Source organism: uncultured Flavobacterium sp. (genome assembly GCF_963922255.1).
GTDB lineage: Bacteria > Bacteroidota > Bacteroidia > Flavobacteriales > Flavobacteriaceae > Flavobacterium.
The window spans coordinates 1-12607 of the sequence record NZ_CAWUIC010000010.1; the positions used below are offsets into that span (position 1 = coordinate 1).

9 protein-coding genes are annotated in these 12607 nt (G+C 28.9%); 5 read left to right on the forward strand and 4 right to left on the reverse strand.

Annotation, left to right across the window (positions count from 1 at the left end; all coding sequences use genetic code 11):
* A partial coding sequence (locus tag AABJ49_RS09150) for a BspA family leucine-rich repeat surface protein (RefSeq protein WP_338377981.1) occupies positions 1 to 2015 on the forward strand: 2015 nt, incomplete at its 5' end.
* Positions 2016 to 2085: 70 nt separating this feature from the next.
* On the opposite strand, the gene AABJ49_RS09155 is transcribed toward AABJ49_RS09150, so the two are convergent.
* The 4 genes from AABJ49_RS09155 to fahA form a co-directional block, all read right to left on the reverse strand.
* Complete coding sequence (locus AABJ49_RS09155) at positions 2086 to 2838, reverse strand: hypothetical protein (protein WP_338377982.1); 753 nt, start codon at positions 2836 to 2838, stop codon at positions 2086 to 2088.
* Between the two features lie 26 nt (positions 2839 to 2864).
* Entirely contained in the window at positions 2865 to 3581 is a 717-nt protein-coding gene (locus AABJ49_RS09160; RefSeq protein ID WP_338377983.1) for a hypothetical protein, read from the reverse strand.
* Between the two features lie 59 nt (positions 3582 to 3640).
* Positions 3641 to 4822, reverse strand: a complete 1182-nt coding sequence (locus AABJ49_RS09165) for a hypothetical protein (RefSeq protein WP_338377984.1) — start codon at positions 4820 to 4822, stop codon at positions 3641 to 3643.
* 107 nt (positions 4823 to 4929) lie between these two features.
* Positions 4930 to 6213, reverse strand: a complete 1284-nt coding sequence (fahA, locus tag AABJ49_RS09170; RefSeq protein ID WP_338377985.1) for a fumarylacetoacetase — start codon at positions 6211 to 6213, stop codon at positions 4930 to 4932.
* A gap of 112 nt (positions 6214 to 6325) precedes the next feature.
* Between fahA and glyA the strand changes: the two genes are divergently transcribed.
* The 4 genes from glyA to AABJ49_RS09190 all read left to right on the forward strand — a co-directional run bounded on the left by glyA (position 6326) and on the right by AABJ49_RS09190 (position 12607).
* On the forward strand, positions 6326 to 7600 hold the full coding sequence (gene glyA, locus AABJ49_RS09175; RefSeq protein ID WP_338377986.1) for a serine hydroxymethyltransferase: 1275 nt from the start codon (positions 6326 to 6328) through the stop codon (positions 7598 to 7600).
* Between the two features lie 267 nt (positions 7601 to 7867).
* Positions 7868 to 11029, forward strand: a complete 3162-nt coding sequence (gene ccsA / locus AABJ49_RS09180; protein WP_338377987.1) for a cytochrome c biogenesis protein CcsA — start codon at positions 7868 to 7870, stop codon at positions 11027 to 11029.
* Positions 11030 to 11092: 63 nt separating this feature from the next.
* Entirely contained in the window at positions 11093 to 11494 is a 402-nt protein-coding gene (locus AABJ49_RS09185) for a hypothetical protein (protein ID WP_338377988.1), read from the forward strand.
* 192 nt (positions 11495 to 11686) lie between these two features.
* Positions 11687 to 12607, forward strand: a complete 921-nt coding sequence (locus tag AABJ49_RS09190; protein ID WP_338377989.1) for a DUF3347 domain-containing protein — start codon at positions 11687 to 11689, stop codon at positions 12605 to 12607.

A 12607-nucleotide genomic window follows, 5' to 3' on the forward strand; every position in this document is an offset into this window, starting at 1 on the left:
ATGTCACAAACATGGGAGGAATGTTTAGAGACGCATCTTCATTTAACCAAAATATAAGTGGATGGCTTACTGGCAATGTAACTAACATGGCCAATATGTTTTATGGAGCTACAGCTTTTAATCAAAATATTGGAAGTTGGAATGTTGGTAATGTTGATAATATGAATAATATGTTAAGAGACTTACCTCTATTTGATCAAAATATTAGTGGATGGAATATTAGTAATGTTACAACAATGAATAATTTTCTTAGAGACTCCAAATTATCAGTTGCAAATTATGATAGTTTATTAGCTAGTTGGAGTACTTTAACACTACAACCTAATATTAGTTTTCATGCAGGAAATAGTGAATATTGTTCAAGTGTTATTCAAAGACAAAGTATAATTACTAATTTTAATTGGACTTTTAATGATGTAATCAGTGCTACTTGTAATCTATGTACAAACTTTACAACTTGGAACGGTACAGCATGGTCTAACGGAACACCTAATATCAATACATCAGCAATTTTTACTGGAGATTATAATTCTTTTAGTGATATATCTTTTTGTTCTATAACAATAGAGAATAATGCAAATGTAATTATCACAGCTGGTAATACCTTTACAGTACAAAAAAGTATATCGGTTACTTCAGGCTTATTAACTGTAGAAAACTTTGCTGCGATAGTTCAAAATGATGCATTCCCTAATTCAGGAAACATTGTAGTAAAAAGAAATTCTACGCCAATGATTCGATTGGATTATACAGCCTGGTCTGCACCAGTAACAGGACAACAACTATTAGCTTTTTCTCCTAACACAATTAGTACTCGTTTTTATGAGTATTTATTCACAGGAACAACAACTGCTACTTCCTTTCAAACTGTTGATGCTACTACTAATTTTGTACCAGGAAAAGGATATTTGATTAGAGTTGATAACACTTGGTCTGCATCTACACCTTTAGTTTATAATGGAGTATTCAGTGGTGTACCTAATAATGGAAATTATTCAACTCCAATTGGAATTGGATTTAACTTAATAGGAAACCCATATCCTTCACCAATTAATTCAGATACTTTCTTAGCAAATAATCCTGGAATATCAACCTTATATTTTTGGACACATACTGTTGCAGCAAATGCGAGTGGTATTTATCCACAAAGTAACTATGCATCTTATACTACACTTGGAGGAACAGCTGCAGCAGCAGGAGGAAATCCACCTTTAGGGTTTGTTCAAACAGGACAAGGTTTTTATGTAAATTCATCTGTATCAGGAAATGCTTTATTTAACAATAGTCAAAGAGTAGGTAATTCATCTACTAATCAATTCTTTAAAAACGCCTCTTATCAAACTGTTGATAAGCATAGAATTTGGTTGAGTTTAAAAGATGCTTCAAATAATTATAATCAAATTTTGGTAGGTTATATGGATGGAGCAACAAATGCTGTTGATGTTGCAATTGATGGAAAAGTGTTAGAAACCAATAACACAATACTTTATAATATTTTAGATAACGAAGCTTATGTTATTCAAGGTAGACAAATGCCTTTTAATGATAATGATGAAGTTTTATTAGGTTTCAAAGCATTAACTGCTGGAACATATACTATTGATATTGATGATGTAGATGGTTTATTTTTAAGTCAGGATGTTTTTATTAATGATAAGTTAACAAATACTATTCACGATTTAAAAGCATCACCTTATACATTTACTTCATCTCAAGGAGATTTTACTACACGTTTTTCTGTAGTTTATAAAAACACTTTATTAAGTAATGAAGTATTTGAAAATAATTCTTTTACTGTATTGATAAATACTGATAATGAAATTCAGTTTTTAAGTACAGAAACTGCTATTGAAAATGTAAAAATTTATGATTTATCAGGAAGATTATTAGTTGAAAAAAATAATGTTAACGATAACAACTTAACAATAAGGAATAGTTTTAATACTTCAATATTACTTGTTAAGACAACTTTGACAAATGGAAAAGTTGAAATTAAAAAGCTAATTAATAATTAGTTTTGTGTGTAAGTATATAGAAAAAAAACGCTTTCAGAGATGAAAGCGTTTTTTGTTTTTTGAAATAAATTTATATTTGACTTATAAATTTTGAATAATCATTCTTTAATTTTAAGATGGTTTCATATGCTATTTCTTGATCAGTTGGAAGAAATAGATCGTTTTTAATTAATTGAGGAACAATTTTATAATTTTGTAAAGCAATTTCATTTCTCATAATACCAACATTAGAAAGATCATCGTATTTATTCTTGTTTTCTCCAACTAAAAAACCTTCGTCTTTAGTAGTGTTATATACTTTAGAAAAATTAGTTTCACTTTTTATCTCTTTTGAAGATAGTAATTCACCTGAATTTATATCGATAAAATTTAATTTACCTTCAATTCTACAGTTTTTAGAAACTCTGTACTCAATTAAATCAACTTGGCCTGCTTCAATTGAACTAATCTTGTTTCCGTTTACTCTAGTTTCTAGGTCAAAAAGCTGTCTACTATTATAAGCATTATATTCTCTTTTATATACTTTAGGTGCTGTTTTGTTTTCTATAATATTAACATCAGTAATAATTAATTCTACTCCATAATCATAATTGATATCAGCTTGCCTCTCAGTATGGAATACTAAATTTTTATTATTTTTATTATTTTCTGTATTTATTATTTCATTCTTAACTTCATCAGAAATAGTTTTTTTAGAAAAGTTATTCATAAATACTAGAACGTATTTAGGCTCATTCGTATCGTCATTTACGATATTTAAACCTTTATTAGAACTACAGCTAACAAAGATTAATGCTAACAAAAAAAATGTAATGTTTTTCATAAAATAAATATTTAAGTTAAAGATAATTAAATTTTGCTAATGAATTTTGACAAATCTTTTTTAAGTTTTATAACTGCATCATCAATAATTACTATGTTTGATGGTAATAGTCCTACTGTATTGTGATTAATTTGTGGTGTTGTAACAGCACCAGAAGTATTAACCATATTATCACTTCTATGTCTGTTAAGTAATGAAGAATCTCCAATTGATTCAATGTAAATTTTATTAAAACTATTTGAAGAACTTAAAGGTTCATTATATAAAAGTTTTCCGTTTTTTAAATTAAATAAATTTAGCTCTGCAGAAACATAACAATTTTTAATATATTTATGTTCTATTAAAGTTGATGAAACAGGATAATTTACTTCTCTAATATCTACGCTCCCATCTTTATTATAAACTTGGGTTTCTTCATGAATATAGGAGCTTTTAGTGTTGATTTTTGGCGTTTGTTTATATTCTGCAATACTAATTTTATTAATAATTAATTCCACTCCATATTTAAAATTAATATCAGCAATATTTTCAGTATGAAACACAATGTTTTTCTTGTTTTTAAAACAATTTAGACTCAATAAATCATTTGTTACACTTTCAGAAATTTTTTGACCTGATAAATTGTTTACAAAGACTAAAACATTTATAGGATCATTCTTATCTTCAATAATGATATTTGTATTTTTACTAGAACTACAACTAATTATAAGAAAAGCTAACAAGGATAGGGTAATGTTTTTCATAATACTATGGTTTTAATATTGTATGAAAAATTAACAATTATCATGTCAGTTTTTACTTACTATTTTCTAAATCTATTTCTAGAAATAATATTTTTAAGTTGACTTTTCAAATCTTCTCCTGTGTCAAAGACCATTTGTTCATTACTTGGAAAAGCAACAGCACGTTTGTTGAAATAAGGATAATAGTCTTCTTCACAAGCCCGTTTGTCTCCATTAAAAGTTGAATAAATGTTTTCAAAAACAAATTCACTTACTAAAGGAAATGTTTCAATAGTTTGATTGTTTCTATAATCCAAATAATCAACCTTTGCAGTTACTTGACATGATTTAAATTGCCTAAATTCATAAATATTTACTCTTACAGTTTTAAAATTATCAACTTTAATTGCATTACCCAAACTGTCTTTAACTACATTTCCATTATTATCTAATAACGTTTTAGTTCCATCTTTAATTTGTTTTTCTTTAACAAATTCTTTCTCTTTAATTTGTTCAGGTGAAATATTTATTTGACGAAAATTAACTAACATCCCAAAATCATACGTAATGTCTTTTTGTTTGTTGTTGTGATAAACCGTCCACTTATCATTCAATCCATAAGTTCCAAAATTCAATAAATCTTCTTGTAAACGAGCAGGAATTATCATATTGGTTTCACTTTTAGTGTATACATGAACAAAATCTGTTCCTCTAAATTGTGCTTCATCTATTTTTTTACGAACATCTTTAAAATTGGGATTTAATTTGTCTAAATACACCAAATCATCATAAGCTTGACGCAAATCAATTTTGTTTTGTGAAGCTAATAGTTTTATAGAATTAGCATATAAATAATCAGAAAGTCCATTTTTACTTGAAATTATTTCATCAGAATAATCATCCATAATAAATGTAGCATTTGTTCCTTTGTTTAAGAGTTTCAAAGGTAAAATAGGTTTGATTTTTTCTTGACGATTGGCTAATTGATTATATAAATTAAAAACTTTCTCAAAATTAGCTGGATTAGCTTCTTTGACAAGTAAATTAATATTGTTTATGTCACGAGCTGTTGCTTTAGCATAAGCATCTTGTAAAATATAAACATAATCCTGCTTTCCTTTTGAATCTTTATTAGAAGCAAGTTTTTTGATAGACTTGTTGATAGCTTCATCATAATTTCCGTTGCTCAAAAGGGATTGTGTCTGCTTAGTACCACATGCAATAAAAAACGAAAAAGCAATAAATAGAGTAATTTTCTTCATAAAGTATAGTTTTAACAAATATATTTAATTTTTAGACGGTATAGATAACTAACCAAAAAAAATGCCATTCTTTTTGAGAATGGCATTATTAATATATTAAATTGAATTTATTTTATTTCTAAAGCAGGCAACAATTTACCAGAACATTCACCAAAACCTATTCTCATGTCATTATTTTTACAATAACCTCTCATAATAATTGTATCATTATCATTGATGAATTTACGTTCAGTTCCATCATTTAATTTAATAGGGTTTTTTCCACCCCAAGTAAGTTCTAACATTGAACCATAACTATCAGGTGTTGGGCCAGAAATAGTTCCAGAACCCATCATATCACCCGAATTAACTCTACAACCATTAACTGTATGATGAGCTAATTGTTGAGCCATTGTCCAATACATATATTTAAAGTTTGATTTACTAATTAAAGTTTCTGTGGCATTCTCTGGTTGAAGCGAAACCTCAAGATTAATATCAAAAGTATGCTTATCTTTTTGTTGTAAATAGTTCAATGGAGTAGGAGATTGCTCTGGACTTTTTGTTTTAAAAGGAGCTAAAGCATCCATAGTTACAATCCAAGGAGAAATAGTAGAAGCAAAGTTTTTAGCTAAAAATGGTCCTAATGGTACATATTCCCATTTTTGGATATCTCTAGCACTCCAGTCATTAAATAAAACCATTCCGAAGATATAGTCCTCTGCTTCATCTACAGGAATAGGTTCTCCCATTAAATTAGAATCTGTAGTAATAAAAGCCATTTCTAATTCAAAATCAACTAATTTTGAAGGGCCAAATACAGGTTCAGTGGCATCTGCTGGCATTGTTTGTCCATTTGGTCTTCTAATGCTTTTTCCACTTGGTACAATAGTAGAGCTTCTTCCATGATATCCTACAGGTATGTGCAACCAGTTTGGCAATAAAGCATTTTCTGGATCACGAAACATTTTCCCAACGTTGGTAGCATGTTCTTTTGAGCTATAAAAATCAGTATAATCACCAATTTGAACAGGTAATTGCATTTCGACATCTTTAATATCAAAAATAACAACATCTCTTTGTTTTTTGTTATCTCTTAAAGTAGGGTTGCTTTCTTCAAAAATTTCAGATAAACGATTTCGAACTAATCTCCATGTTTTTTTTCCGTCAGAAATAAAGTCGTTTAAGGTATCTTGCATGAACATATCGTCTGTTAAATCGATACCATCAAAATATCCTAATTGTTGTAGCGCTCCCATATCTATTGCAGAATCTCCAATTCGAGTTCCAATAGTTATTACGTCTTCTTTTGTGATAAAAACTCCAAAAGGAATATTTTGAATAGGAAAGTCGCTGTTTTCTGAAACTTTTATCCAAGATTTTCTTTTTGGGTCGTTTGCAATATTTGGCATATTTGTTTTGTTGATTTGTTGTTGAAAAATTAATAACCAAATATAAAGTTTACTATCAATTTAACAAACGATTTTTGTAATTTTGAATAAAATTTAACGAAAATTCATCTCAATGCAACGCGACGAACAAATCTTTGACCTAATTCTTGACGAACAAGACAGACAAATTCACGGAATTGAATTAATAGCTTCAGAAAACTTTGTAAGTGACCAAGTAATGGAAGCTGCAGGTTCAGTATTAACCAATAAATATGCAGAGGGATATCCTGGAAAACGATATTATGGAGGTTGTGAAGTTGTTGATATAGTGGAACAAATTGCTATTGATAGAGCAAAAGCTTTATTTGGTGCTGAATATGTAAATGTGCAACCTCACAGTGGTTCTCAAGCAAACACAGCAGTATTTTTTGCATGTTTAAAACCAGGAGACAAAATTTTAGGTTTTGATCTATCACATGGTGGACATTTAACACATGGTTCACCGGTAAATTTTTCAGGAAGATTATACAATCCAGTTTTTTATGGAGTAGATAAAGAAACAGGAATGTTGGATTACGACAAAATACAAGAAATAGCTACAAAAGAGCAACCAAAAATGATTATTGCAGGTGCTTCTGCTTATTCTAGAGATATGGATTTTGCAAAATTTAGAGAAATAGCTGATTCAGTTGGAGCGATTTTATTAGCAGATATTTCTCACCCGGCAGGATTAATTGCAAAAGGATTGATGAATGATCCAATTCCTCATTGTCATATTGTAACAACAACGACTCACAAAACTTTGCGTGGACCAAGAGGTGGAATGATTATGATGGGTAAAGATTTTGAAAACCCTTGGGGATTAAAAACACCAAAAGGAGATATAAGAATGATGAGTCATGTGTTAGATATGGCTGTTTTTCCTGGAAATCAAGGAGGACCATTAATGCATATTATTGCCGCTAAAGCGGTTGCTTTTGGAGAAGCCTTAACCGATGAATTCTTTAGATATACAGTACAGGTTCAAAAGAATGCCCAAGCTATGGCAGAAGCATTTGTAAAAAGAGGTTATGATATCATTTCTGGAGGAACAGATAATCACATGATGTTGATTGACTTAAGAAATAAAAATATTACAGGTAAAGAAGCTGAAAACGCATTAGTTAAAGCTGAAATTACAGTAAATAAAAATATGGTTCCCTTTGATGATAAATCACCTTTTGTAACTTCAGGAATTCGTGTTGGAACACCAGCAATTACAACTCGTGGAATGATGGAAAGTGATATGGAAACCATTGTAGCTTTAATTGACAAAGTTCTAACAAATCACACAGATGAAGATGTGTTAGAGCAAGTAGCTGAAGAAGTAAATCAATTAATGGGTGAAAGAGCGATGTTTGTTTTTTAATAAAACTGATAACCACAGATTCACTGATTTAAAAAAATTTATATAATAATCAGTTAATCTGTGGCTAAAAAACAGAAAAAGCATCTTGAAAACTAATTCAAGATGCTTTTTTTTGTTAAGAAACTTTGGAATATAATTTTAAACATTTGAATTTCATCATAAATTCTTAAATATCTATTAATAAAACACTTTTAACAGTTAATTCTTTTTACAATTAATTATCTTTGCCATCGATTAAAAAATCATTTTCACTGAATACTTCTTGTTATGAATAAATCTATATTTTCCATTCTTTTTTCAACCCGTTTAATGGCTTTCTTATTTATCCTTTTTGCTGCAGCAATGGCAGCAGGAACATTTATTGAAGATGCTTATAATACTGATGTTGCTAGAAAAATTGTTTATAATTCTTGGTGGTTTTCAACCATTATGGTGTTTTTCGTAATTAATTTTTTTGGAAATATTAAAAGATACCAATTATATAAAAAAGAAAAATGGGCTACTTTGTTATTGCATTTGTCTTTTATTTTCATTTTGATAGGAGCTTTTGTAACAAGATATATTAGTTATGAAGGAATGATGCCTATAAGAGAAGGAGAAACAGAAAATGTTTTTTATTCGGACAAAACATTTATTACAGCATTTGTTGATGGAGAATATAAAGGTGAAATGAAACGCAAAACATTTTCTAAAGATGTATTATTAACACCAATTAATTCAATTTTTGCAAATAATAACTTTTCTATTAACGACGAATTTAATGGAATACCGTTCGAAATAGAGTATAAGGATTTCGTAATGAATACCACAGAAACTTTTGAAGCTAATGAAAATGGTCCATTTTATTTAAAATTAGTTGAATCTGGTGATGGAACAAGACATGAGCACTATTTAAGAGAAGGAGAAGTTCAAAACGTTCATAACATTCTTTTTGCCTTTAATAAATTTACACAAGGAGCCATTAATATTACAAAAATTGAAGATGCTTACACAATTCAGGCACCTTTTGAAGGAGATTTTATGCGAATGGCAGATCAATTCAAAGGGTCAGTAGCAAAAGATTCGATACAACCTTTGATGCTTCGTTCATTATATAATCTTGGTGGAAGTCAATTTGTTTTACCAGAACCAGCTATCAAAGGAAATATAATTAATAAATCAAATGGTGATTTTAAAGATAAATCATCCGATGATGCTTTAACAGTAACAATAAAGGCTCAAGGAAAAGAAGAAAATGTTACACTTGTTGGATCAAAAGGAAAACAAGGAATTCCACAAAATGTAAAAGTTGGGGATTTAGATTTTACTTTGTTTTATGGAAGTAAAGTGTATGAATTACCATTTTCTATTAAGTTAGATGATTTTATTGCTGACAAAAATCCAGGAACTGAAAAAAGTTATTCTGCTTTTAAAAGTAAATTAGAAATAACTGAGCCTAGAGAAAATAAAGTCTTTAAAGACAGTGTGTTCATGAATAATATATTAGATTATGATGGATATAGATTTTTTCAAGCAGGATTTGATCCTGACGAAAAAGGAACAAATTTATCTGTAAATCACGATTTTTGGGGTACATGGATTACGTACATTGGATATTTCTTATTATACCTTGGATTAATGGCTATTTTATTTGATAAAAATACTCGTTTTGCAGACTTAAAACGTAAACTTGAAATAGTAAAAGAAAAAAGATCTAAGTTGGTAATGATTGGATTCTTGTTGTTTTCATCATTTACATTTTCTCAACACAATCATAGTGAGCATGAAACTAAGGCTCCTATGCCAGACACTTCGAAAGCATTAGAGTTTATTAAAAAATACAATGTATCACAAGAACAAGCAGATAATTTCGGAAAACTTGTAATTCAAGATGCTGGAAGATTAATTCCGGTTAATACTTTTTCATCTAAATTATTGAGAAAAGTGTCAAAAAGTGATACTTATGAAGGAATGGATGCTGATCAAGTTTTACTGTCTATGACACAATTTCCTGAATATTGGTATCAAATTCCAATCATATATTTAAAAAGAGGAAATGATAGTATTCGAAAAATTGCAGGAATTGATAAAGATGTTAAATATGCTAAATTAATTGATTTCTTTGATGCTAATGGTAACTATAAACTAGAACCTTATTTAGAAGATGCTTATTCTAATTTGATGCCAAATCAATTTCAAAAAGATTTTATTGAAACAGATAAAAAAGTAAATTTATTATATTCAGCAATAAGTGGACAAATTTTAAAAGTATTTCCTATTCCTAATGATGCCAATAACAAATGGGTTTCTTATTTAGAAGTAAATGAAAATACAGGAACTTCTCTTGATACTATTAAGAATGTTATACCTTATTATTTAAATGCCATTAATAAATCTACTCAATCTAATGATTATACATTACCAAATAGTTTATTAGCTGGTCTAACCAAATATCAAAAATTATATGGTGCAAAAGTAATGCCTTCTGAACAAAAGATTAAGTACGAGATATTATATAATAAATATGATATTTTCAAAAAATTACATTATTGGTATATGTTTGCTGGAATTCTAATGTTGATTTTCAGTATTTTTCAAATGTTTAGTACTAAAAAATGGCTTAATTACACGGTAAATGCTTTTCATATTTTAATAGGACTGTTTTTTGCTATACATACTCTTGGATTAATTGTCCGTTGGTATATTTCTGGTCATGCACCTTGGAGTGATGCTTACGAAAGTATGATTTATGTAGCTTGGGCAACCATGTTTTTTGGATTAGCATTTGATAGAAAATCTAAATTAACAGTAGCATCAGCAACTTTCGTAGTTTCAATGATATTGATGGTAGCACATTGGAATTGGATGGACCCTGAAATTGGAAATCTTCAACCAGTTTTAAATTCTTATTGGTTGATGATTCACGTTGCTGTTATTGTAGCTAGTTATGGACCGTTTACTTTAGCAATGATGCTTGGATTAGTTTCATTATTCTTAATGATTTTTACAACGCAAGAAAACAAAAAAAGAATGAAATTAAGCATTCAAGAGCTTACTTATATCAATGAATTAGCTTTAACAGTTGGATTAGTTATGTTAACTATTGGTAACTTTTTAGGAGGACAATGGGCTAATGAGAGTTGGGGAAGATATTGGGGTTGGGATCCAAAAGAAACTTGGGCTTTAATCAGTATCATGGTATATGCTTTTGTAATACACGCTCGATTTGTACCTGCTTTAAGAGGATTGTGGGTTTATAACTTCATGAGTGTTTTAGCATTTGCTTCTATATTAATGACTTATTTTGGAGTGAATTTCCACTTGAGTGGGCTGCATTCATATGCCTCTGGTGAAAAACAAAATGTGACTTATTATTTTTATATTTTAGGAGTAGTTTTAGTTATTGCTTTCTTTGCTTTAGCTAAATATCGAAAGTATTACAAGAAGTAACGAATCATTAAAATTTTCATAAAAACTTTAATTTTAATTGTTTATTTCGTAGATTTGAACTGTATGAAGAAAATACATTACATACTTTTTATCCTATTTTGCGGTTTTTTATTAAACCCAGTGGATTCTTATGCATGTAATTCTTCAAAAAAAAATACAGCTAAGAAAGCTTGTTGCGAATTAATTAAAGATTCTCAACAAGAAAATAATCAACTTGAAGAAAATAATCAACTTGAAAAATCTTGCTGTAAAAAAACAAATTCTGAAAAAAAATCTTGTGACGGAAGTTGTAATAGTGCAGATTGCAGTATTACACCATCCTTTACTAGTATAATACCTTTTTTTGTATTCAATAGTTCTGTTTCAACTGAGCTAATTACATCTAAAAAAGTTAATTTTTTCTATTTAGAAAAAAATATTTCTACACAGTATTTCAGTATTTGGGCTCCACCAAAAATAAGCTAAAAAACACTTTGTATAGCCATTCTTATGGCTTATTCTTATTAGTTTTTTAAACTAATGAGTTGCTAGTTTATTTACACTAAATTTTAAAAAAAAATCAAAATGAAATCGCTAACTAACTAATTAATTTGCGAAAGCAAATAATTATAAAAGCTATTACATATTACCTTTTTGAAAATCAATAAAATCTTAAAAATGAAATCAATAAAAAAAATATTGATGCTAACTGTTATGTTGGTATCATTCACGTCAAGTTATGCACAAATTAAAAATGCAACTAAAGTAGAAGTAAAAGTTTACGGTAATTGTGGTATGTGCGAAAAAACAATAGAAAAAGCAGGATCTCTTAAAAAAGTAGCTGAAGTAGATTGGAATAAAGATACTCAAATAGCAACCGTAACTTTTGATGCTAAAGCTACGAGTAATGATGATATCTTAAAAAAAATTGCCTTAGCTGGATATGATAATGATTCATTTCTTGCACCGGATGATGTATATAACAATCTTCACGGATGTTGTCAATACGATAGAGTGGCAAAAACTCCAGTAAAAGAAGAAATGAAAATGAAAGAGAATCATGTGGAGCACAAAGAAAAGTCAGAAGAAATTCATACTGAACATGTTGAGAAGAAACAAGATGCTCACACTGAACATATAAAAGTGGCTTCAAAAGAAGTTAAAGTATCAAATCAATTGGATGAAGTTTATGAAAATTATTTTGCCTTGAAGGAAGCTTTGGTAAAAACAGATGCTACTTCAGCTTCAGCTAAATCTAAAGCATTGCTAACTGCAATAAACGCAGTTAAAATGAACGAATTAAAAATGGATGTTCATATGGTTTGGATGAAAGTCATGAAAGAATTGATAAACGACGCAACAGCAATTTCGACTTCAAAAGATATAAAAATTCAAAGAGCTTCATTTGATACACTTTCTGAATCAATGTATAAATTGATGAAAATTTCAAAATCAGAAACGGCCGTTTACTATCAACATTGTCCAATGGCAAATGATGGAAAAGGAGCCAATTGGTTAAGTAAAGAAAAAGTTGTAAAAAACCCTTACTATGGTTCAATGATGTTGAGTTGTGGAAAAGTAGTAGAAACTATTAAATAA

What these genes read in the sequence shown, in the direction of transcription:
- fahA (WP_338377985.1), bottom strand. Translation starts at nt 6,213, where the DNA reads ATGCCAAATATTGCAAACGACCCAAAAAGAAAATCTTGGATAAAAGTT.
- ccsA (WP_338377987.1), top strand. Translation starts at nt 7,868, where the DNA reads ATGAATAAATCTATATTTTCCATTCTTTTTTCAACCCGTTTAATGGCT.
- AABJ49_RS09160 (WP_338377983.1), bottom strand. Translation starts at nt 3,581, where the DNA reads ATGAAAAACATTACCCTATCCTTGTTAGCTTTTCTTATAATTAGTTGT.
- AABJ49_RS09155 (WP_338377982.1), bottom strand. Translation starts at nt 2,838, where the DNA reads ATGAAAAACATTACATTTTTTTTGTTAGCATTAATCTTTGTTAGCTGT.
- AABJ49_RS09185 (WP_338377988.1), top strand. Translation starts at nt 11,093, where the DNA reads ATGAAGAAAATACATTACATACTTTTTATCCTATTTTGCGGTTTTTTA.
- AABJ49_RS09165 (WP_338377984.1), bottom strand. Translation starts at nt 4,822, where the DNA reads ATGAAGAAAATTACTCTATTTATTGCTTTTTCGTTTTTTATTGCATGT.
- glyA (WP_338377986.1), top strand. Translation starts at nt 6,326, where the DNA reads ATGCAACGCGACGAACAAATCTTTGACCTAATTCTTGACGAACAAGAC.
- AABJ49_RS09190 (WP_338377989.1), top strand. Translation starts at nt 11,687, where the DNA reads ATGAAATCAATAAAAAAAATATTGATGCTAACTGTTATGTTGGTATCA.